General features: G+C 44.1%; 19 protein-coding genes and 1 pseudogene. 5 read left to right on the top strand and 15 right to left on the bottom strand.

Going from position 1 to position 21814, the window contains the following annotated elements; genetic code table 11:
• Window positions 1-315: pseudogene (locus tag GVN20_RS25815) on the top strand (gfo/Idh/MocA family oxidoreductase); the annotation flags it as partial.
• A 95-nt stretch (window positions 316-410) separates the two neighbouring features.
• On the opposite strand, the gene GVN20_RS25810 reads toward GVN20_RS25815, so the two are convergent.
• The 3 genes from GVN20_RS25810 to GVN20_RS25800 form a co-directional block, all read right to left on the bottom strand.
• Window positions 411-1157 carry a LytTR family DNA-binding domain-containing protein gene (locus tag GVN20_RS25810; protein ID WP_166561105.1) on the bottom strand — a complete coding sequence of 249 codons (747 nt, stop codon included), beginning with the start codon at window positions 1155-1157 and terminating at the stop codon, window positions 411-413.
• Window positions 1158-1160: 3 nt separating this feature from the next.
• Window positions 1161-2960 (bottom strand): sensor histidine kinase, encoded by a 1800-nt coding sequence (locus tag GVN20_RS25805; RefSeq protein WP_166561104.1) that lies wholly within the window; start codon window positions 2958-2960, stop codon window positions 1161-1163.
• A 252-nt stretch (window positions 2961-3212) separates the two neighbouring features.
• Entirely contained in the window at window positions 3213-4436 is a 1224-nt protein-coding gene (locus GVN20_RS25800; RefSeq protein ID WP_166561103.1) for a peroxiredoxin, read from the bottom strand.
• 187 nt (window positions 4437-4623) lie between these two features.
• Here GVN20_RS25800 and GVN20_RS25795 point away from each other — a divergent pair, with 187 nt between their 5' ends.
• Complete coding sequence (locus GVN20_RS25795) at window positions 4624-6894, top strand: carbohydrate binding family 9 domain-containing protein (RefSeq protein WP_166561102.1); 2271 nt, start codon at window positions 4624-4626, stop codon at window positions 6892-6894.
• 42 nt (window positions 6895-6936) lie between these two features.
• On the opposite strand, the gene GVN20_RS25790 is transcribed toward GVN20_RS25795, so the two are convergent.
• The 6 genes from GVN20_RS25790 to GVN20_RS25765 form a co-directional block, all read right to left on the bottom strand.
• A complete protein-coding gene (locus GVN20_RS25790) occupies window positions 6937-7617 on the bottom strand; it encodes a carbonic anhydrase (protein WP_166561101.1) in 681 nt (226 codons plus the stop codon).
• Window positions 7583-9157, bottom strand: a complete 1575-nt coding sequence (locus GVN20_RS25785) for a SulP family inorganic anion transporter (RefSeq protein ID WP_166561100.1) — start codon at window positions 9155-9157, stop codon at window positions 7583-7585. The genes GVN20_RS25790 and GVN20_RS25785 overlap by 35 nt, the downstream gene beginning before the upstream one ends.
• Before the next feature lie 61 nt (window positions 9158-9218).
• Window positions 9219-9902 (bottom strand): carbonic anhydrase family protein, encoded by a 684-nt coding sequence (locus GVN20_RS25780; protein ID WP_166561099.1) that lies wholly within the window; start codon window positions 9900-9902, stop codon window positions 9219-9221.
• 77 nt (window positions 9903-9979) lie between these two features.
• Window positions 9980-11533, bottom strand: a complete 1554-nt coding sequence (locus GVN20_RS25775; RefSeq protein ID WP_166561098.1) for a SulP family inorganic anion transporter — start codon at window positions 11531-11533, stop codon at window positions 9980-9982.
• Between the two features lie 245 nt (window positions 11534-11778).
• A complete protein-coding gene (locus tag GVN20_RS25770; RefSeq protein WP_166561097.1) occupies window positions 11779-11985 on the bottom strand; it encodes a hypothetical protein in 207 nt (68 codons plus the stop codon).
• Window positions 11986-12263: 278 nt separating this feature from the next.
• Window positions 12264-13001, bottom strand: coding sequence for a 1-acyl-sn-glycerol-3-phosphate acyltransferase (locus GVN20_RS25765; RefSeq protein WP_166561096.1), 738 nt, complete (start codon window positions 12999-13001; stop codon window positions 12264-12266).
• A 135-nt stretch (window positions 13002-13136) separates the two neighbouring features.
• Here GVN20_RS25765 and GVN20_RS25760 point away from each other — a divergent pair, with 135 nt between their 5' ends.
• The gene (locus tag GVN20_RS25760) at window positions 13137-14120 is read left to right on the top strand and encodes an acyl-ACP desaturase (protein WP_206023374.1); all 984 of its coding nucleotides are present in this window, start codon (window positions 13137-13139) and stop codon (window positions 14118-14120) included.
• Between the two features lie 89 nt (window positions 14121-14209).
• Here the strand turns inward: GVN20_RS25760 and GVN20_RS25755 are convergent, their stop codons facing one another.
• The gene (locus tag GVN20_RS25755; protein WP_166561095.1) at window positions 14210-15832 is read right to left on the bottom strand and encodes a SulP family inorganic anion transporter; all 1623 of its coding nucleotides are present in this window, start codon (window positions 15830-15832) and stop codon (window positions 14210-14212) included.
• A 168-nt stretch (window positions 15833-16000) separates the two neighbouring features.
• Here GVN20_RS25755 and GVN20_RS25750 point away from each other — a divergent pair, with 168 nt between their 5' ends.
• Both GVN20_RS25750 and GVN20_RS25745 read left to right on the top strand, forming a co-directional pair.
• On the top strand, window positions 16001-17221 hold the full coding sequence (locus tag GVN20_RS25750) for a DUF1343 domain-containing protein (RefSeq protein WP_166561094.1): 1221 nt from the start codon (window positions 16001-16003) through the stop codon (window positions 17219-17221).
• A 79-nt stretch (window positions 17222-17300) separates the two neighbouring features.
• Window positions 17301-18191: an S-adenosyl-l-methionine hydroxide adenosyltransferase family protein gene (locus tag GVN20_RS25745; RefSeq protein ID WP_166561093.1), complete on the top strand. Its 891-nt coding sequence runs from the start codon at window positions 17301-17303 to the stop codon at window positions 18189-18191.
• Between the two features lie 3 nt (window positions 18192-18194).
• Here GVN20_RS25745 and GVN20_RS25740 read toward each other — a convergent pair whose 3' ends face one another.
• From GVN20_RS25740 to GVN20_RS25720, 5 genes are read right to left on the bottom strand one after another with little or no spacing between them, the layout of a single operon-like run.
• A complete protein-coding gene (locus GVN20_RS25740; RefSeq protein WP_166561092.1) occupies window positions 18195-18917 on the bottom strand; it encodes an outer membrane beta-barrel protein in 723 nt (240 codons plus the stop codon).
• On the bottom strand, window positions 18914-19666 hold the full coding sequence (locus GVN20_RS25735; protein WP_166561091.1) for a hypothetical protein: 753 nt from the start codon (window positions 19664-19666) through the stop codon (window positions 18914-18916). The genes GVN20_RS25740 and GVN20_RS25735 overlap by 4 nt, the downstream gene beginning before the upstream one ends.
• Window positions 19667-19696: 30 nt before the next feature.
• Window positions 19697-20638 (bottom strand): hypothetical protein, encoded by a 942-nt coding sequence (locus GVN20_RS25730; RefSeq protein ID WP_166561090.1) that lies wholly within the window; start codon window positions 20636-20638, stop codon window positions 19697-19699.
• 11 nt (window positions 20639-20649) lie between these two features.
• Entirely contained in the window at window positions 20650-21237 is a 588-nt protein-coding gene (locus tag GVN20_RS25725; RefSeq protein ID WP_166561089.1) for a hypothetical protein, read from the bottom strand.
• A 33-nt stretch (window positions 21238-21270) separates the two neighbouring features.
• The gene (locus GVN20_RS25720) at window positions 21271-21798 is read right to left on the bottom strand and encodes an RNA polymerase sigma factor (protein ID WP_166561088.1); all 528 of its coding nucleotides are present in this window, start codon (window positions 21796-21798) and stop codon (window positions 21271-21273) included.
• Window positions 21799-21814 lie beyond the last annotated feature (16 nt).

Below are 21814 nucleotides of genomic sequence, written 5' to 3'. Positions count from 1 at the left end.
CAATTACAGGACGTAAAATTCCCCGCTCCCACCCGCCCGTTGGTTGAAGGAGACACCACTGGCCACCAACAGCAATGGGTAAAAGCCTGCAAAGCGGGATTCGGAACCTACACTAGCTCTTCGTTTGATGAGGCAGGGCCCTTGGCCGAAATCGTATTGATGGGCAACTTGGCCGTTCGTAGCTATCTACACCGCGAAAATGGTAAATTCACTGGCCGTAAGAAACTTCTTTGGGATGGTGTCAACATGAAAATTACCAATTTTGACGTTGCTAATGCATTTGTAAAGCGGCAATACCGCGAAGGTTGGACCTAAACAATTTGAGCCGAAAGTAGCTATTTGTTCTCGCTCAAAAAAGCCAAAACTTATTCCTAAGTTTTGGCTTTTTTGATAAAAATAACGGTCAAAATTTAACGAAACATAAACTGCCTCATAAACTCGTCCTTAAAAGAACGCCCCAATGGAAAGGCTTGGCCATTGATGATTACTTCATGCTCGTTGAACGATTCAATTCGATGGATATTGACCGCGTACGAACGATGAATACGAACCAAGTGCTTGATTGGCAGCCGTTCCAATACTCCACCTACGGTCTGACGAATAACGTATTTCTTCTGAGACGTAACGATATTGGTGTACATACTCTCGGCTTCAAGATAAAGAATATCGTCTAATCTGAATTTGACAAATTGGTAGTTTTGTTTGATAAAAATACATTCATTTACCTGCAAAATGGCTTCTTTTCGGGCTATATCCGTTTTTGTGTCTTTCATTTTCATCGGATGAACCCGCATGGCAAAATTATTAATCGCCATTTCGATTGCCATCCTGAGGTTAACGATGTGATACGGCTTGGGAATATACGCCGCTGGGTAGGTCTCTTTGGCCCGTTCGAGGGTTTCGGCGTCGGTAAAAGCGGTTAAATAAATAATCGGGGATTGCCGAAAATCAATGAGTCGTTTTACGGTTTCTATCCCGTCCCAGTCACCGTTGATGTGAATGTCGCACAGCACCAAATCCACTTCATTTTTTTGATAAAATTCAAGCGCTTCAGGGCCATTGTCGGCTACAAATGCAACATCATAGCCTTCTGCTTCGAGGGTATCTCTCAAATCAGTGGCTAGAATAAATTCGTCTTCAATGATTAATATTTTCATTTGTTATGCCACCAATTTCATTTTTTCAGGAGAGATATACAATCGACAATAGGTTCCGTTTTGGTTTTCAATCGTGAACACCCCTCCAATCTGTTTTGTGAGCCCTGCAATCAGTTTTTTACCAAAAGAGTCTTTGGCCCGGCTCCAGCGTTCCATGTCTAATCCAGGCCCGTTATCCTGTATTTCCAACGACAGCCCCACTTTATTTTTCAACATAATTTTCAATGATGGATGGACGGCTTCTGCGTAAGCATACTTAAAAGAATTGGTCAATAACTCATTGATTATCAATCCCAAAGAAATGGCCAAATCTACGTCCATTTCTTCTTGCTCAACATTTAGTTGCACATCAAAATTATCGACCTCATGCCCATAAGCATTCATCAGGCTATCCACCAAATCGCTGATGTATTCTTTGATATTGATAGTTGAGACTTTGTCATTCTGGTACAACCGCTGATGAATCAACGACATGGCTTCTACGCGTTGTTGCCCTTGCCGAACGGCCAGCACAGCCTTTTCGTCCTCCATTTTACTCGATTGTATTTTCAACAGACTGCTGACAATCGCTAGGTTATTTTTTACGCGATGGTGAAGTTCCTTCATCATCAGTTTCAAATCATCGGATTGCTTTTGAATCTGCGACCGATTTTCTTTTATCTTTTTATATTGCAAGTACAGCGTCCCCAAGAGGACCAATAAAACCAACAATCCTAAACCCGCAAATGCCAGTTGATTCCGTTGCAGCGCATTTTTTTCATTCAGGCTTTTTATTTCAATCTCCTTTTTCTCGGTTTGGTATTTACTTTCAATCTCGGCAATGTTCTTGGTTTTTTCGACCCGCAAGGTAGAATCTTCCAATTGCTTGGCTATTTTCAGACTTGCCAATGCCTCTTTGTACAACCCCGCGTCTTCCTGAATCCCATAGAGTATTCCGTAGGCATTAAATAGCCGATGAATGTCTTTGAGGGAGTGCGCAATAGCCACCGAATTTTGGGCATAAGCAATGGCTTTTTTATATTCTTTTTTCATCTGATACGCCTTACCCAAACTCCGATAAGCATGTTCAATCCCCTGTTGGTCGTTGTGATTTGCGTGAATTACCAGTGCTTTCTCCAATTCAACAATTGCCTTGTCGTACTCTTTTTCGAAATCAATGTAAATCTGCCCCAAATTGGCGTGCAAAACGCCCGCATCCCGGTCAACTTTGTATTTTTTGGCATTCTTTAATCCCATCTTATAGGCATCTTCCGCCTTGCGAAACTCCTTCAAATCTCGGTAAGCAATCCCGGCATTATTGTATCCAGAAATTAAGCCGTTGGTATCCTCAACCACCTTGGCCATGTCTATCGCTTTCAAAGAAAACATGAGCGCTTTTCGCGTAAAAGCGGCTACTTTTTGGGAGTCGCCCATTTTTTTATACGTCAGGCCAATGCTGTTATAGACCCTTCCAAGTCCTCTTTTGTAGTCAATTGCCTCGTACAAATCAATGGTTTTCTGACTTGCCTGAAGGCTCTTTTCGAATTCATTTTGAGCACGAAAAAAGTTAGCCGCCAAATGATACGAACGGCCTTCCAGCTTTTTATCCATTGATTTTTTGGAAAAATCCTGCGCTATTTCAAGGTATTTTTGGGCCGAATCTGGTTGATTTCTACTGTAAGCTTCGCAAATATCCTGCACGATTTGGGTCTTTCTTTGGATGTCCGACGTTGTCGCTAACTTTTTTTTCAGGGAGTCTATTTGGGATGGTTTTTGGGCAAAACCAGTAAAGGCAATAAAGTATAGAATCAAGAAGTTTTTCATGGCAGCCTTAGCGCTACTGGGGAGGCAACATAGTAAATATAGTTTTCTAACGCTTAATTTTAACGAATTGCCCATTTGTAAGTGCGAGTTCTAACCAGTGGCTCCTGCATAGAGTCATTATTTTAGCACGACAAGATATTCAGAAAGATAAGCGCGATACCCGCAGAACCTACTAAAAAATTAAACCATCCAAGGTATTTAAGTTCATAAATAAAAACCTTAAATACCTTGGATGGTTCCTCAAAAAATCACTTACTCACTCAGTAATTTCGTAATAAGTGCGTTGAAATCTTCAATAAACTGATCGTAGTATTTGCCAGTACCCGGGCCAGAGAAGCCTGTGTGAATTTCGCGTACGCGTCCTTTTTTGTCAATAAAAATGGTGGTTGGATACCCCGCTATTTTATTGAGCGCAGGGAGCGATTTGCCCGCATCAGCATCGTTGGTACCTGCCAAAAGCAGCGGATATGGCACGCCGAAACGCTTGCCCATAAAATCAATTTTCGGCCCTGATATTTTCATTTCGGGCGACCGTTCAAACATCAAACCCACGATTTCTACCCCGCGTTTGGCATTTTTTTCGTACCAAGGCACCATAAAACGGGTTTCGTCCATGCAGTTTGGGCACCACGTCCCAGACAGCTGCAAAACCACAACTTTCCCTTTGTAGCGTTCATCTTTCAACGAAACAATATTTCCTTTGGTATCAGGAAAAGCAAAATCGAGCGTTTCAAAACCGGGCTTCAAATAAGTCAATGCCGTAGGAGGAGGCAATTCCGCTTTTTCGTCGCGGTAAGCTACAAAGTGTTGGAAACCAGAAATGCCTGACCATAATCCCCCTCGAATCGTACCGTTGGAAGCAATGGCAGCTCTGAACAAAAAAGCATGAGAACCGTCGTAGCACGACATAAAAAGACTATCGCCAATCACATCGCCCGCCAAATATCGATAATCTCCCGTAGGAGTCAGTACCGTTCCTGCTAATTTTGCACCTTTTTGTTCCAAAATCCCGACGGCAAACGTGGAATCTTTTGCTTGAGGACGCAAAAAATAAGTGGCGTATTTACCAGTTACGTTTTTCGTGGTTTGGGCGGGGGTTTTGGCAAAAAGATGCACCTCTCCTTTTTGGGCTTTGAATGGAAGCACCGATACCCAAACGCCATTTCTATTTTTCTTCCAAGCTCCCGTCATTGTATTGCCTGATACTTTGGCAACCAAATCAGAATCAAAAATCAGCATCGGAATATGAATCGAATCGCCGACCATGTAGGCTTCATCCATGGCCAAGCGCTCCGAGCCATTTAGTACAAAAACTTCATATTTCCCATTGGCTTTCGGATTGATTTCCAGCCCGAAGGGCAAATCATGCACTCCACGCTGTAGCGCAGCGCGCCAGGTACTCTTAGGGATGTTGGTTTGACTGAATCCCACAAAAAAACTGCTCAATGCGAGCAAAGTAGCAACTGTTTTTTTCATATAGTTTGTTAAGATGGGTAATTTGTATTGAACAACCTTTTTTTTAGAAAAGTTGACTTAGTTGCATTTTATTCCATTTTCAGTACTGTTCATCCCGATTTTAGAACCATTTAACATTTCGAGACGCCTCGGATCGCTACCATTTTCTAATTTTACGGATATTATCCCACACAGTCTATCATTTGTTATGTGTTTCAGAATTTCTATTTACACATTATTAAGTACGTTTACCATTGCTGTCAATACGCTTGCCCAAGAGAAACCCGAACAAATTGGTGGTGTCGCCTATCAAGAAAAGTACCAACACAGCATTCGAAAAACCAAAAAACCTATCGCAATTGACGGTGATCTATCAGATGCCGCCTGGCAGGAAGCGAGCGTTTCCAAAAATTTTGCGCCGCATTGGCCGCAGGATAATGTACCGCTCAAACGGGACACCGAAGTGCGTATGACCTTCGATGATCGTTTTTTGTACGTAGGGGTGGTCTGCCGCGACACCAATACGTACGTGATTCAAACCCTCAAACGCGACGCTTCTTTTTGGGACTCAGACGCTTTTGGACTCATTCTTGACCCCATTAATGAACGGACCAACGGCTTTTTCTTCGGGGTCAATGCCGCCAATGCACAATGGGACGGGCTGCTTACCTTTGTTTCTGACGACCTTAACGGGAGTTGGGACAATAAATGGTATTCGCAAACAAAGCTTTACGATACGTACTGGACCGTCGAGATCGCCATTCCTTTCAAAACCCTACGCTACGACCCTTCAAAAACCAAATGGGGGATTAACTTTGAGCGTAATGACCTGAAAAACAACCAATATTCGACTTGGACGTTTGTTCCGGTCAATTTCAATGGCTACGATTTAGGCTATACCGGTTCGTTGCTGTGGGAAGAAGCACCGCCAGCGGTCAAAGGAAATGTATCGTTGATCCCTTATATTACAGGCGGCTCCTCGCACGACCACCTGGCCGACAAACCGACCCAAGGCACGCTCAACGGGGGCCTGGACGCCAAAATAGCCGTGACGCCGTCGCTCAATCTTGACTTGACCGTCAACCCCGATTTCTCACAGATTGAAGTAGACAGGCAAGTGACCAACCTGACCCGATTCAGCATTTTTTTCCCTGAGCGGCGAACCTTTTTTCTGGAAAACGACGACTTATTCAGCGGCTACGGCTCGGCGCCCTTTCGACCGTTTTTCTCGCGGTCGGTAGGGCTGGACCGCAATGCGCAGCCCATCCGAATTTTGGGCGGCCTGCGACTGAGTGGAAATTTGGATAAGCATTGGCGCGTAGGTTTGATGACCATGCAAACCGCCGCCAAAGACAGTCTGACGCCAGCACAAAATTTTACCGCTTTTTCATTTAATAGAAAAATATTTAAGCGATCTCTCATCAAAGGCTACGCGCTCAATCGGCAGGGGTTTATGACCGAATCGGAGCGCAAAGCCAATCCGAGGAATGAATACGGGCGCAATCAGGGGTTGGAATTCACGTATTCCAACGTCAAGGGCGATTTATCGGCGTGGGCAGGGTATCACCTTTCCCAAAAACCAGGCATCTCCAAAAACAACGACGTGAAGCAGTTGGGCTTTGGATACTCTGGGCGTAACTTGAGTTTCTTTGCGGATTATTTTGGGATAGGTACTAATTATTACGCAGACATGGGTTTTCTGAACCGCATCGAAAATGCTACGTTTCGGTTAGACCAGTTTGGCAAAATTCAATCAGACACCACCATCCGACTCGGCTACCAACAGATATACAGCGAAACCGAGTATACTATTCGACCCAAAAAAGGCAAAGTCAATATGCACACCTTTGGCGCCGAAACGTTTTTATTGTGGAATCCCAACGGAGCCTTAGGGGAGCATTCAACGAGCCTGCAGTATTCGATACAGTTTCAAAACACGAGTAATTTTCAGGTGCGGTATGATTACAATTTTGTCAATGCCCTATTCCCATTCACATTCACCGATAGCGAGTATGCATTACCTGCCAATCATTATCAGTACGGGCAATACAGTGCGACCTACAGTTCTGATTATCGAAAGAAATTTTATTACACGGCGAGCTTCCGTGCGGGTGGATTTTATAATGGTACACTTCAGCAATATAGCGTAGAAATGAATTATCGGGCGCAGCCGTGGGGGAATTTTTCGATGGCTTTTGAACAAAACGATATTAACCTTCTCAACCCCTACGGCACTGATCGATTGTTGCTGATAAGTCCGAGAGTAGAGGTCAATTTTTCGACCAATATTTTCTGGACTACCTTTTTGCAGTTTAACACCCAACGTAACAATTTTAACGTCAACAGCCGTCTGCAATGGCGCTACAAGCCCATGTCCGACTTCTTTTTGGTCTATACAGACAATTACTATACTGATCCGTTATTCAGAAATAAAAACCGAGCCATTGTGTTCAAACTAAACTTTTGGCTAACGGTTTAGACTTGAGAAGTGTTAGAGACTTTCCAAGTCTGGCACTGCGTACTATCCATGCTTATAATTATGCGATAAATCTTCCTCTTTTTGGGGCTCATCTTCAAAGTCATACCGATAAATAGACTCAACGGGTGAGCCAGGTGGGATTTCTATAATTGAATTAATCAAACCCGTATGTAAATCAAATACCCAACCGTGCAGATGCGGATAATTTCTCTTTTTCCAAGCTTTTTGTACTATCGTGGTTTTGGCCAGATTTTTGGTCTGCTCAATGACATTAAATTCAACCAAACGGTCAAAACGCTCGTGCCCCTCGGGTACCGCCTCAAGCTCATCATAATGCTTTGAATAAACATCTTTGATATTCCGCAACCACTTGTTGATTAAACCAAAATCCTTGTTGGTCATGGCGGCTTTTACACCCCCGCAGCCATAGTGTCCTACCACCAAAATGTGCTTTACTTCCAACACCTCTACCGCGTACTGCAATACACTTAGCATATTTATGTCGGTATGAATCACCAAGTTGGCCACGTTGCGGTGAACAAAAATTTCGCCAGGAGCCGTACCCGTTACCTCATTGGCGGGCACCCGGCTGTCGGCGCAGCCAATCCACAAGAATTCAGGCTTTTGATCGGCCGCCAATTCGTCGAAATAACTTTCGTCGAGCATAAGCTTTTCAGCAGCCCATGATTTATTCGCCAATAATAGTTTTTTGTATGATTGCATTGGATTTTTGTTTTGCGATTTTACGTCTCGTAATCCCCTTAAATTCCACTTGAATTCCTCTTAACGGGGCATCGGCCTCAAATTCTTCTAGGGTTGTAAAAATATCATGGTCGATAAATTGTGCCCTCAGGCCATCCACAAACACATAGTCTCCTGGTTTTAAGGCCGCCAATACTTCTTTCAAATGGGCCTTGTTTAAAAATGATACATCCTTTTTAAACCAAATCAGTACCGTTTCTTTGTCGCGTCCTACACTTATTGCCGATAGATTGTTGGTATACACAATATATATCATGCCCACAATCAGCCCAATGGCCAGTCCAATCAATAAGTCGGTAAACACAATGGCAAGGACCGTAATAATGAAGGGAATAAATTGGTCGGAGCCTTCACGGTACATTTTTTTAAAAATCTCGACCTTCGCTAGTTTGTAACCAACCGATATAAGCAATGCCGCTAAGCAAGCCAACGGGATATAATTGAGTAATTGCGGAATACAAAACACCGCCAACAGCATCAAAAGCCCGTGAATGAAAGACGAAAGGCGAGTTTGCGCGCCACTGTACACATTGACCGAAGTGCGAATCGCTACCAACGTGAGCGGCAAGCCTCCAATAAGGCCCGAAACTACATTGCCGATTCCCTGCGCCTTCAATTCCTGATTGGGAGATGATATACGACGTCTTGTATCCAACTTATCGGCGGCTTCCAAACTAAAAAGCGACTCAATGCTTCCCACAATCGCCAACGTAAGGGCCGAAATATACACTTGTGGATTGGCTAAGATTTCGAACGCTGGAAAATTGAACGCGGCTTTTGCATCGGTCCAATCACGAATAAGCGGAACCCGCACCAAGTGGCTTTCCTCTTTCAAACTCATGGCTGGAAACCATAACGCCAGCAACTGATTAAGGATGACTCCGACTAAAATCACCACCACACCCCCTGGGATTGTTTTGAAGAATTTTATCCCCCTTTTTGCAGAATAATCCCACCAAGCAATCAGCCCTAAACAGAACACACTTATCAAAATAGCTCCCGCATTGGGATGACTCAAGGCTTCTATAATTTCTGAGAATGTGTTGCGCTGGTCGGCTTGCGAAAATTCAAATTCGCCTTCGTAGTCGGCATCCCATCCTAAGGCATGAGGAATTTGTTTCAGGATAATCACAATTCCAATAGCCACCAACATCCCGCTAATAACACTAGAGGGCACAAAACTACTTAATCGTCCTGCTTTCAGCCATCCCAACAAGAATTGAATTACACCAGCCAACACCACGGCCATCAGAAAATTGGGATAGCTACCCAGTCGTTGAATACTATCAAAAACAATGACAGTAAGCCCCGCGGCGGGCCCACTGACACTGATTTCCGACCCCGAAAACAAAGTAACGACAATGCCCCCCACAATGCCAGCCAGTAATCCTGAGAAAAGGGGCGCTCCCGAAGCCAGCGCGATACCGAGGCACAACGGCAGCGTTACTAAAAACACCGCTACCCCCGCTGAAAAGTCTTTATTCAAATATTTTAACGTCATCCGAGTTGGGGTTTATTGGACTGCTATCCCTTGTAAATGCGGGGGGGGGCGTTTTGCCAAATTAATGGCGTAAACTTTCTACACTAAATTCAGTATTTTCAGGATCACGAATAAACATGACATCGTCATAAAACTCCACTTCACCCGTCTCTACGTTATACATTGCACCTACAACCCCAATTTGACCATTTTCGACCAATTGTTCCAAAATAAAACTACGTTCAATAATGTTTCTTACATTACGCTTAACATTTATTGTAGCGACATTTTCAACAAACGTTTTATTGTTAGAATTACGATTTTCTTTGGTTTCATTTTCCTGATAAACAGCCGGTTGAAGTTTAGCCAAAAGTTCCGTTAAATTCCCCATTTCTACATGGTCACAAGCCCCTTTTACGGCACCACATTTAGTATGTCCCAAGACAACAATCAATTTTGAACCTGCCAATTTACAGGCAAATTCCATGCTACCCAAAATATCGGTATTTACGATATTACCCGCAATCCTTACCGAGAAAATATCTCCTAGCCCTTGGTCAAAAATAAGCTCGGCAGATGTTCTGCTATCGATGCAGCTTAGTACAATGGCAAATGGCCATTGGCCTTCTCGCGTATCATTTACTTGTTCTAATAAATCTCGTTGAACTTTCAAATTGTGGATAAACCTCTCGTTGCCTTCCTTTAAAATTTGTAAGGCCTTCCTTGGCGTCAGATTGGATTGTGTTTCTTTTGAATGTGCTTTCATTTTTTAAGTTTTTTTTGTGGCTCAATGTCCACAGGATTAATTTAAAATTGGTAGTAATGCAATTGCGTACACATGGTTTAATGCCCTGCCACACCCTTAAATGCCGGAATTCCCTTCAACTCCAGTTTGATTCCTCTCAAAACGGCGGTCTCCCTAAAATTATGGATGATTTCGAGAACGTCTAAATCAATGTTGTGGGATTTGGTCCCGTCAATGATGACGTTCGAATTTAAAGGCAGTTTATCTAAGGTAAGCGTAATGACTCCTTTGTTGATAAACGTCACGTCTTCTACCAACTGAATCGTAATCGTTTCACCCTCACTACGTTTTTCTTTCATAAAATAGTACGCTCTTTTATAATTATTGCGTAAAATAAAGAAAATCGAAACGGCCATTCCGATGCCAATTCCTTTCAATAAATCAGAAAACAAAATCGCAATAATGGTCACTACAAAAGGCACAAATTGCTCCCAACCCAAAGCATACATCGACTTAAAGAGGGATAATTTGGCCAGCTTGTAGCCCACCATCAACAAAACGGCGGCCAAACAGGCCAACGGTATTTTGTTTAGTAAGGAGGCAAAACCAACCACGCTGATTAATAAAAGCAGCCCATGAATGATGGCCGATTTTTTGGTTTTAGCTCCCGAATTGATGTTGGCTGAACTGCGCACAATAACGGCCGTCAGAGGAAGACCGCCAATCAACCCAGAAATAATATTACCCAATCCTTGGGCTTTTAATTCACGGTTGGTAGGCGTATTACGCTTATAAGGGTCAAGTTTATCGGCTGCTTCTACGCTCAGCAGCGACTCTAAACTTGCCACAATGGCAATGGTAAACGCAATGATATAAACGTTGTAGTTGCTAAACCCTGAAAAGTCGGGCAGGGTAAATTGACCGATAAATTCATTGACAGAGCTTGCTACTGGGAGCTTAACAAGGTGGTCATTTTCCAAAGCGAGTACGGGAAATGCAACTTTAAAGAACTCATTTAATCCAACCCCCAAGGCCACGACGACCAATGCGCCAGGCACAAACTTAAAGAAGGTGTATCTTTTGAAGAATGGCTTATCCCAAGCAATAAGAATGAGGAGCGAAAGAGTAGCAATAATGATGGCCCCAGGCTGAAGAAAATTGAGCGCATTTAGGATTTCAGAAAATGTATTTTCTCCGTCTACCTGCACAAACACAAAATCACCTTCGCTGTCCTTGTCGTAGCCAAGAGCATGAGGAATTTGTTTGAAAACAAGAATTAAACCAATTGCCGCCAACATACCTTTGATGACGCTCGAGGGAAAATAATGACCAATAATCCCTGCTTTGAGGTATCCTAAAACAACCTGCATGATACCCGCTATTACCACCGCCAACAAAAACAGCTCATACGAGCCTAACTGTTGGATAGAGTTCAACACGATAACGGTTAACCCAGCCGCAGGCCCACTCACACTCACGGGCGAACCGCTCGCTATTGCGACCACAATCCCGCCAATAATGCCAGCAATAACTCCAGAAAAAAGAGGCGCCCCCGACGCCAAAGCGATTCCTAAACAGAGGGGTAAAGCCACTAAGAACACCACTAATCCGGCGGGTAAATCTTGTTTTAAATCATTCAGTAGGTCCTTCATTTTATTAAATTAAGTGGAATCTGTTTTTAGATTATTTTTTATTATAATTGAGAAGATGATTCGTAGCAATAACTGCCAACGATTAAATACAACACATCACAGTGCAGCAGGTTGTTTTTAGGGCTGTCGAGCAACAGAAAAACAAAATCCATTGACAAACTGGGCCCAATAGGGCAATAAGTTTGTTAACCAAGCAAATACGCGACAGAACGGGTGGGAAAGTGTGGATTAAGAACAAAAAAGCACTAAAGGCTTTCGGGAGGAGGAATACAAATCGACGTAAAATGCTCAGGAGCAGGCATTAGATACATGAAATTAAGATGCGATTTGTTCAGCGCCGAGACGTTAAAAACGGGGTAAGATAAGGACTCAAATTCATCCCATCCTTCTTCACCAGTTTCTTCGTCAAAAGGGCAATTGGTCTCAGAATCAGGGCAGGAAGAGTCCGCCATTTTTTCATTCGCAGCTTGTTTCTTAATATCCTTCAAAGTCGGCCTAAGCACTGACATCAGTCCTATAAGAAGACTAAAAAGAATCAACAAGAATACTTTTGCGTAATTCATTGACCAGCTTTGTGTTAGATACAATTACGGCTGTAATTCTATGCAAAAATGAAATTATATTTTTATATTCCCAACTATTATTTCAGTGACCAATCTACCTATTTCACCTTGATGAAAAACGCAGACTGGGTAAATTTACAATTATTTCTGCAAATTTAAATCAATAATCAAGCGCTTTCTAGCTCTTTTTTAATGGCTAACTTCGCCAACTCCACCAATTCTTCGGCACTTTTTCCTTTCGGTTCTATGGGCGTTAGGCTTATCCACGACAACCGCTCCAGACTGTTAAGCGGAAAAATCCCTTTTGGGTTCAATCTACCCGTGTTTTTAATAGCTACAGGTACTACCAAAGCATGGGGGGCTTTTTTGACGAGTATGGCCACCCCCCCCACAGCAAACTGCTTTAACTCGCCCGTTCTTGAACGGGTTCCTTCGGGAAAAATCGCCGCTGAAAACTTCGTTTCTTCAATCAACTTACCCAAACGGGCTATTTCAACGATGGCTTGCTTTCCGTCTTTTCGGTCAATGAGCGCAGCCCCGCTTTTCCGAAGATTATAAGAAATGCTGGGAATACCTTTTGCCAATTCGATTTTGGAGACAAAAATTGGGTAGTTTTTGCGCATGTACCAGATCATCCCCACGATGTCAAACATACTCTGATGATTTGCCACAAAGATAACGGGCCGGTCAGTAGGCAGCTCTGTTTTTGCTTCATGGTGCAGGCGGGTCCCCAGTATCCACAATCCGTGCAATAAAAATCCATTGAGCCAATGAACCGATTTTTGATGTGTTCGGCGGTCAAAAAGATGAAAACAAATGACTTGTATGACGTGAAATATCACCAGTGTCAAACCAAAATAAATCATGTAAACACTGCTGAGGAAGTAATCTAGTATTTTTTTCATGCAATTGTGGGAAATAAATCTATTCAGAGGCAAAATTAATCAAACATTCCTAAAACCACACAGCAACAATTTTCCTAAAATAATGCGTACCTTCGGCCCAATTTCGTGATAGTTAAGTTAAACGTTTTACATAATATGCAACTCCCCGCCACCCGCATAGAGGTAATGAAATTCATTGGACAGAAGATTGATTCTGTCTTTTACGAATTTCTCAAACCCATAGAGGATCTCTGGCAGCCCTCCGATTTTTTACCAGATTCTGCCAACGAAAACTTTCTGTCGGACGTCAAACTCCTTCAGGAAGCCGCCCGTGAACTGCCTTACGACTACATCGCGGTATTGGTTGGTGATACCATCACCGAAGAGGCCCTTCCAACCTACGAATCGTGGCTCATGACCGTTGAAGGCGTCAATCAACAGGACCCACAACAAGGCTGGACCAAATGGATACGCGCTTGGACCGCCGAAGAAAATCGCCACGGCGATTTGCTCAACAAATATTTATACCTTTCAGGACGGGTAAACATGCGCGCCATGGAAGTATCCACTCAGTACTTGATTGCGGATGGATTTGACATAGAAACGGGCACGGACCCCTACCGCAACTTTGTGTATACTTCTTTTCAGGAGTTGGCCACCAACATCTCGCACCGCCGCACGGCTACTTTGGCCAAACAATACGGAAACACGTTGCTCTCAAAAATGTGCGGAGTCATTGCTGCCGATGAAATGCGCCACGCCAAAGCCTACAAGGCGTTTGTGGAGCGGATTTTTGAGGTTGATTCTTCCGAAATGATGCTGGCGTTTGAAGACATGATGCGCAAAAAAATCGTCATGCCTGCGCACTTCTTACGTGAAACGGGCGTCAAAATAGGCGAAACATTCAGTCATTATTCCGACGCAGCCCAACGAATCGGTGTCTACACTACGTACGATTACATCGAAATCATGGACTCGTTGCTCAAAGAATGGAAGATTGACAAAGTTAGCGGTCTCAACGAAGCTGGTGAAAAGGCTCGCGACTATTTGATGGCCCTACCTACTCGCCTAAAACGCGTAGCAGAACGCACCAAAGTGCCCAATCTGGACTATAATTTTAGCTGGATATCAGCGTATTAGACTTAGTCTTTAATCCATATTTACCAACAAAAAAGCAGCGAACACAGTCGCTGCTTTTTTGTTGGTAAATCGCCTTGTTTTTTGAAAACTTAGGCGATTTCAACCGTATTTTTACGCAAATGCTTAGGCAAACGGCGGGCTGACAGAGGGTGTTCGGACAGACTTTCGTGTAAATCTAATCCCCGCAAAGTCAACGAACCGCCCTTTGATTCAAAATCTCGACGGAAGTTGTTGAGGTTATCGGCAACGGTATGGTCGACATACGCGGCTTTTGAAAAATCAATCACCAACGAACTACCCGCAGGAACTTTCATCAATAAACTTTTCAATTTTAAGTAATTGGCAAACACCGCTGCGTTGTTTACATTCAATTGATACACGCCTAGTTCTTTTTCTTGAAGCTCAAAACGTGATTTGACAATGTCGCTCAGTTTTACCCCAAATGCTATCTGGATGATAAACTTGGTCAAGATACCCGCTGCAATACCAATCAATAAATCGGTAGCAATGGTGGTGATAATGGTAATCAGAAATATAGTAAGCTGCTCTTTACCAATGTGATAAATGTGGGCAAACTCCTTGGGGGAGGCCAAGCGAAAGCCAACAAAAATGAGCATAGCCGCCAACGAAGCCACCGGAACCATTTTGATAAGGGGCACCATCATTACGACAAACAAAAGCAGAAAAATACCGTGGAAGAAATTGGCCCAGCGGCTTTTGGCACCGTTATTTATGTTTGCCGAACTACGTGCCACCTCTGAAATCATCGGCAACCCTCCTAACAAACCCGCAATGGTGTTTCCAATTCCGACCGCAGTAAGGTCTTTACTTAAATCTGACTTACGTTTTTCGGGGTCAATCAAATCAATAGCCCGCCCCGTCAACAATGATTCAAGGCTTCCGATAAGCACAAACATCAAAAGGTATTTAAAGAAAATCGGAAGCAGTTCGGGAGTAGTAAGCGCTCCGAAGTTTACGTTCAAATTGAATGAGAAGTCGCCAGGAGTTACGAGTGGCTTAAAATTTTTGTAGGTAGGTTCGGTCAGGTGAAAATATTGTCCTAAAAGCACGCCCACAATCAATACTATAAGAGCTGGCGGCACTTTCTTCAAAGCCTTGATATTTAGGTATTGCCACCCAAACAAAATTACTAAACTGATGGCACCAATAATGGCAATGTGGTATTCCATGTGCATCAGGCTATGGGGCACCATTTCGAGCAATTCTATCGGCTCTTTTCCTTTCATTTCTGAGGGCGGGATACCTACGGCTAAATGCAATTGCTTCGACATAATGATAATCCCGATGGCCGCCAACATACCATGAACGGCCGAAAGAGGAAAGAAATCGGCGAGTTTGGCTACTTTTAGCACCCCTAAAAGAATTTGAATTAAGCCCGCCACCACAATCACCCCCAACGCCAGTTTCCAGCCTAAATCCATATCGCCTTTGCCGAGTTCGTCTACGGCACCCGCCACGATCACAATCAAACCAGCCGCTGGCCCTTTGATGGTCAATTCGGAACCCGCAAAGAATGCAACAACAATGCCCCCAATGACGGCAGTCATCACGCCCATAATGGGCGGAAAATTACTGGCCCCCGCAATTCCTAAACAAAGCGGTAAGGCAATCAACGACACTAAAAAACCCGACAATAAATCTTTGCTCCAATAGGATTGTAAACTATCAAAAATGCTTTCTTTTGATTTCATGATGCAGAATGCTTGATTTTAACTCCACAAAGCTCCTTCTGCGGCATTAAACGGGTATTAAGGGCAGATTAAAAGGAGATTAAAAGAAACTTATCGCTATTTTAGCCACCCAAAAACAATCCAAAAAAACGTTTTGATAGTACCTTTTTCTTTCGTTAATAACCACAAATGAGTCCTTCTATATCTTTTTCGATGCTTCTTGATTCTCTCCATCGGCAAGGTGCCACCCATGTAGGATTATTTTGTAATCAAACCGCTTTTGTATTTGAAAAAAGAAAATATCTCCTCGAACTGTTGAGTGAGTCAAAGGCTTTAAAAACGGTGTTTGTACCCGAGCACGGTCTTTTTTCCGAGCTTCAAGATCAGGAACCCGTCGAAGCCGTGGAAGCCTACCGCGCCATGGCAGAGAAAGTAGAGTTCATTTCATTGTACGGCCAAAGCGAAGAGAGTGTTCGTATACCAGCGCAGGCATTAACATCGCTCACGGATATTGTGGTAGATATTCAGGATGTCGGATGTCGGTATTTTACCTACACTACCTCCTTGGCCTACCTGATCGCGACCTTGTCGGGAATAGCCTCTCCGCCCCGCCTATGGGTCGTTGACCGCGCCAATCCTGCCGGGCGACAGGTGGAAGGAACGCCGCTGCCCGCCGTATTCAGTTCTTTTATCGGTCATCAGGGATTAGCGCATCGGCACGGCCTGTCGATGGGAGAATTAGCGATTTGGTTAACGCGATTTTATAAGGGTACTTTCGAGTTAAGACTTGTATCGCCAACGTCAGAAGATTTTTTCTTTCAAATCTTTCCTTCGCCCAATTTCCCTTCTTTACAAACTGCCCAACTATACAGCGGACAATGCCTATTTGAAGCCACCAACCTCAGCGAAGGTCGCGGCACGACCCGTCCCTTTGAAATTATTGGCGCGCCGTTCTTAGGCTGGGAGAAGTTACAACGCATTAAACATGATTTTGAATTACAAACCGACGCCATTCCGTGGCTCAATTACGTGCTGCGGCCGTTACAATTCATCCCTACCTTTCATAAATATGCCAATCAGCTTTGTGGCGGCTTTCAGGTGCATTTGGCTATGGGTGTTGTTAATCATTCGCTGCTGAACAGTTTGGTTTTACTCCAAATCATGAACGACCACGTCCCTAATCTCTGGCGCGAAGGCCCCTACGAAAAAGGAAATACTCGAACAGCACTAGAAATTTTAGTCGGGGATAAAACATTAATCAATTTTGTAAACGGAAAAGAATCACTGAAAGTGACCATTGATTATCTCAAAAACCAAGAAAATGAATGGATTCAATTGATGGAGGAGGTGACGAAAAAACGGCTTTTTTCGGTATTTTCCCTACCTTTTTTGCCACCAACCACCAGCTGAAAGGACCCAAAAACAGATACTGAGTCATTTCAAAAACCGCTGCACGGCCAAGCGTCTGCAGGATAAATTATTTAAACTCATGAAAAACCTCACACTCTCTTTCCTTCTTTTTTTATGCGCATTCACCCTTTGGGCCCAACCCAAAACGGTGGTTTTTCAAACAGATTTTGGCTTGAAAGACGGTGCGGTATCGGCCATGAAAGGCGTAGCAATGGGCGTTAATCCGAATGTGCGGCTGTTTGACCTGACGCACGAGATCCCCGCTTACAACATATGGGAAGCCGCCTATCGCCTCGAACAAACCGCACCCTATTGGCCCAAAGGCACCGTTTTTGTGTCGGTGGTCGACCCAGGCGTGGGCACAGAACGCAAGTCGGTAGTACTTAAAACCAAAAGCGGGCATTACTTTGTCGGGCCCGACAACGGCAGTTTTACGCTCATTGCCGAGTCGTTAGGAATTCAAGAAGTTCATGAAATCGACGAGGCCCTCAATCGTCGCCGCAACTCACAGTCTTCCTATACCTTTCACGGGCGTGATGTTTACGCTTACACGGCGGCGCGGTTGGCAGCGGGAGTGATTACCTTAGCGCAAGTCGGGAAGCGACTTCCCAACGAAGTGGTGAAAATCCCATTTCAAAAACCCGTTCTTGAGGGCAACACCATTGTGGGAAATATTCCAATTTTAGACGTTCAATACGGCAATATCTGGACCAATATTTCCGCCGATTTATTTAAAAAACTGAATATCGCCGCAGGACAAAAAGTAAAGATAACGGTGTGGCAAAATGACAAACTCATTTTTAATGGAGAAATGCCTTTTGCCAATACCTTCGGCGAAGTACCCGAAGGGCAACCAGTGGCTTATCTTAACAGCCTGATGAACCTCTCATTTGCCCTAAACATGGGTGATTTTTCATCGAAATACGGCGTAAAAAGCGGCCCGGAATGGAAAGTAAAGGTCGAGAGGTGAGACTTAAAAACGAAACCTAAGGCTTAAGCCCGCTTTCCATCCGCTACCATTGGTGTAATTTTGGGTAGTTTGAAAAGGCTCCTGCCCTTTTCTGTAGCGCACATTGGTTTCATAAAACCGACCGAGTCCCTGTGTATAATTGGCCTGTAACGCGGCCTCAAAATGCTTTGAAACTCTGAACGATGCATCCAATCCTCCCTGCAACGACAACTGATGCTTACGTAATTGTCTGAAAGTCACCTCATAGAAATAATCGCCTTCCTGCGTTGAATATTGATTTCCGTTAACAATAGAATTGGTGGCGTTATCAAATCGAAACACAACGGGCTTTTCCAAATGCCTATACACTATTGCACCACGAGCCGAAAAAGTAAACCTTCCTCGACTGAAGAAATCGTAGCGTAGCCCAACTGGAATGACAAAATTTTGCAGGGAGGAAAATACGCTGTTCCGATAAGCGCTGGGCCACACCCGAAAAACAGCAACCGAACGTGTAAAAAAGAAACCCGTTTCCAGATGCAGGCCGGGACTCACTTCATAACCTAATCTCAGGCCCACCATCGGCATTTTGGTAACACTAGAGTGCGTAGGAAAACCTTCAACCTGAACGCCTTCGTCGCGGGCCAAGGCTTCGAGCCCTATGCTCCATTTTTCCTGCGCGTTTGCGCTCATAAGCAGGCTCAAACACAAAAAACTGAAAGTACTAAGGGTGTATTTTGTTTTCATAATCCGATTCCAATTCTGAAGTTGATGTAAGGAGCAATGCCTGAAAAAGAACTTTCGGGGTCTTTGGTAAACCAGTTGAGGTGCCAATGTCCGCTTGGCAGAGTAGTTGTTACGCCAGCACCCGCATCAAAGTATCCCCACTTACCGAGCCGCCGCTGAATGCCCCAGCCCAGCCGAAAACGAACAAACGAAGGCATCCCTTCTGTAATTTGCGGAATACCATTAGGCTTTACATACTCGCCCTGATTTCCGCCGCCAGTGATAAGCCCCTGAAGATGCTGATACCCGTACAGCGGTTTTTCCACCTGAAGTTGAAGGTAATTATTGGAGAAATTATTAGCGCTTTTTCCCAAGGCCATTCGTTTTTTGATGGAATAATAGTATCTCGTCCCCAGCATCAACCCCGCATAATAGCCGTACGAATAGGGATGATTACGTCGATAAATTTGGTTAATACCACCCATGACCGACCACTGTGGTTTGAGCTTGTGTTCAATACTTAGTTCTCCGTAGCCAACGCCCGTAAAACCGATTCGTTTAGAAAAACCGAACGTTGGTAAAATGCCGATTTTAATCAGTGTTTTTTCCTCAATGTTGGCGTGCGTCAAATACCGAAAAGCTTCTTTCTTCTTAAAATCGGATTGCTCAATGCTTTCTTCGGCATACTCGACCCGCACCGAATCTTTTTGCTGCGCCCAACTCAGAAGGGGAAACAGGACTGTTAAGAAGTAAAATAATGTAGTTTTCATGGGATAAATAAGTAGCTGTTTTGGGGTGTATCAGTCACGTTTGGCGGCGGCGTTGCGCGTAGGTTCAATCAAAATCGGGCTGTAACTGTTGCGAATCACAATCGTACCACGTCGGTTTTTGGCCTGAAAATCAAAAACATATTTGTTAAGTATTTTTTTCAATCGGTCTTGATGAGTATTGGGGACATTGATTTTAGAAAATACAGTTTCGACATCAAACGTAAAGTCGTCCATGCTGCGAGGCTCAACCACAACCTCGGTGCGGGCAGCATTGATTTTGAGGTGATTGAGGTCGTTGTTTGGCACAATACGCAGCTTGCCGTATTTGCTTTGAAGCTGCCCATTTCCTCCTAAATCAATTAAATTCACATTGGCATTTTCGAGGCGTCCGTTCAGCGTTACATTGAGTTTATCGCCCTCTATATCTGCATAATGACTTTCTATGTCTAGCCGGCCTGCCAGATTTTCAAGCGTTATTTTCCCAAATTCTGAGGACACTTTCAGTGAAGCCTGCAACTGTGCCGTAAATGTTTCTCCAAAAGTATTTGTAATGATTACCGGGCACCGAAAAGGCACAAACACTTCGTAATACGCCTTCAGATTGCTTTCCACTTCACCGTACGACTGTGGCACCTTAAACCGATTTTCGGCTTCAAATTGCAGGTTTGTTTTGATGGTATAAAGCATAAAAACGAGCTCTTTTTCGGCCACTTTTCGTTCAGGATGTTTTGCAACCAGACGCAATTTGAAGCTTACCACCGGACGGTTCCAGCCCATAACGCGCACATCGGCTTTTTGGGCACTGATGTTCAGGCTCATACCTTCTCGATAATCTATTTCTTTTTCAATGGTTTTGCTTACGACCTGAATTTTAGTTTGGGCATGTACCGCACCCAAAACAACTGAAATCAAGGGAATAATTATGTAAAATTTTATGCTTAGTCGCGGGGCATATTTCCGTAGCTGTTTCATAACAATTCAGGTTAAATCATTAACTTTTGCACTAACTCTTTGGTAATCTCCGCCCGTTGATTTTCAATTTTGATTTGCGCCTTTACCAAATCAGGCTGCTCCCCAAACATTTTAATTTCATGCTCAATACGCGCTTTCTGCGAATTCAATTCCTGCAATTCCCCTTTTAAATCCCGAAAGTCGGGCGTAGTACAGATAGCGGACTTCCGTTGACAGCTTTCTGCAATAAACGCCTCTACTTCTCTAGGTTGGTTTATTTCTACATCGGTAGATTCCCAATCAGCCACTAACTCAGTGCTGTAAGCAATGGTGACTTTTTGTGTCGGTTGCCCATTCCACCAAATGCCCAAACCGACCGTAAAAATCACAGCAGCAGCTGCCGCCCACGAGGGCCAACGTTGATACCATAACGGCTTCACAACGTCGAGTTGGGGTTCAATCCGACCCCATAAATCATCGTTAGGTTCTAGCTCAAGAAGGCTATTTACCTGCTCAACAAGTTGGTCTTCAAACGCCAACCTTGCCGATAGCTCTTCCCAAGCAGTTGCGCGTGGCTCGACCTCATCCAATTGACTTACGGCTTCTTTCCAGGTTTTCATTTTTTCAAAAGCAGGTAATTTTATACAGTAATTCTAATGTCTTGTCAGCCAAGTTCTCAATTTCTTTTTTGCATAGTTCAGTTGCGACTTTGCTGTTCCTTCGCTGATACCAAGCAGCTCCGCAATCTCGTTGTGTCGGTACCCTTCCACTTCGGCCAGTAGAAATACGGCGCGGCATCCATCGGGCAACCTTCGGATGGCCGTCTCCAACTCTTCGGCAGTAAAATGATCGGGCGGCTCAATCGGGTGGTCGTGGCGTTGTTCGTCGAGAGTTTCCCAACGACGTTCCGCTTTCAGCCTGCGCAGTGCATGATGCAGAACAATCGTCTTAATCCAAGCACCCAACGTGCTTTCAAATCGAAAACGGGGCAAATCTCGAAAAACTTCCACAAACGCATCCTGCAACACATCATGGGCGTGGTCAGCGTCGTTCAGAATCCGAAAGGCCTTGGTATACATAGCTCGTTTGTACCGCTCAAACAACAGGCGTTGGGCTTGGCGGTCTCGGCAGAGACATCTTTCAACAAGTTGCGCTTCGGTTACATCGACTGACAAGGGCACGGCTGTTTGGTTTTCG

Source organism: Runella sp. CRIBMP (genome assembly GCF_009905605.1).
Taxonomy (GTDB): Bacteria; Bacteroidota; Bacteroidia; order Cytophagales; family Spirosomataceae; genus Runella.
Note: the sequence above shows the minus strand (reverse complement) of the source record. Positions and strands in the feature narration are given on the sequence as shown.

Coding starts and splice junctions, on each gene's coding strand:
- GVN20_RS25800 (WP_166561103.1), bottom strand. CDS start 4,436: ATGAAAAAAACAGTTGCTACTTTGCTCGCATTGAGCAGTTTTTTTGTG.
- GVN20_RS25760 (WP_206023374.1), top strand. CDS start 13,137: ATGCAACTCCCCGCCACCCGCATAGAGGTAATGAAATTCATTGGACAG.
- GVN20_RS25725 (WP_166561089.1), bottom strand. CDS start 21,237: ATGAAAACCTGGAAAGAAGCCGTAAGTCAATTGGATGAGGTCGAGCCA.
- GVN20_RS25755 (WP_166561095.1), bottom strand. CDS start 15,832: ATGAAATCAAAAGAAAGCATTTTTGATAGTTTACAATCCTATTGGAGC.
- GVN20_RS25785 (WP_166561100.1), bottom strand. CDS start 9,157: ATGACGTTAAAATATTTGAATAAAGACTTTTCAGCGGGGGTAGCGGTG.
- GVN20_RS25805 (WP_166561104.1), bottom strand. CDS start 2,960: ATGAAAAACTTCTTGATTCTATACTTTATTGCCTTTACTGGTTTTGCC.
- GVN20_RS25745 (WP_166561093.1), top strand. CDS start 17,301: ATGAAAAACCTCACACTCTCTTTCCTTCTTTTTTTATGCGCATTCACC.
- GVN20_RS25790 (WP_166561101.1), bottom strand. CDS start 7,617: ATGCAATCATACAAAAAACTATTATTGGCGAATAAATCATGGGCTGCT.
- GVN20_RS25770 (WP_166561097.1), bottom strand. CDS start 11,985: ATGGCGGACTCTTCCTGCCCTGATTCTGAGACCAATTGCCCTTTTGAC.
- GVN20_RS25765 (WP_166561096.1), bottom strand. CDS start 13,001: ATGAAAAAAATACTAGATTACTTCCTCAGCAGTGTTTACATGATTTAT.
- GVN20_RS25775 (WP_166561098.1), bottom strand. CDS start 11,533: ATGAAGGACCTACTGAATGATTTAAAACAAGATTTACCCGCCGGATTA.
- GVN20_RS25735 (WP_166561091.1), bottom strand. CDS start 19,666: ATGAAAACTACATTATTTTACTTCTTAACAGTCCTGTTTCCCCTTCTG.
- GVN20_RS25750 (WP_166561094.1), top strand. CDS start 16,001: ATGAGTCCTTCTATATCTTTTTCGATGCTTCTTGATTCTCTCCATCGG.
- GVN20_RS25795 (WP_166561102.1), top strand. CDS start 4,624: ATGTGTTTCAGAATTTCTATTTACACATTATTAAGTACGTTTACCATT.
- GVN20_RS25730 (WP_166561090.1), bottom strand. CDS start 20,638: ATGAAACAGCTACGGAAATATGCCCCGCGACTAAGCATAAAATTTTAC.
- GVN20_RS25780 (WP_166561099.1), bottom strand. CDS start 9,902: ATGAAAGCACATTCAAAAGAAACACAATCCAATCTGACGCCAAGGAAG.
- GVN20_RS25740 (WP_166561092.1), bottom strand. CDS start 18,917: ATGAAAACAAAATACACCCTTAGTACTTTCAGTTTTTTGTGTTTGAGC.
- GVN20_RS25810 (WP_166561105.1), bottom strand. CDS start 1,157: ATGAAAATATTAATCATTGAAGACGAATTTATTCTAGCCACTGATTTG.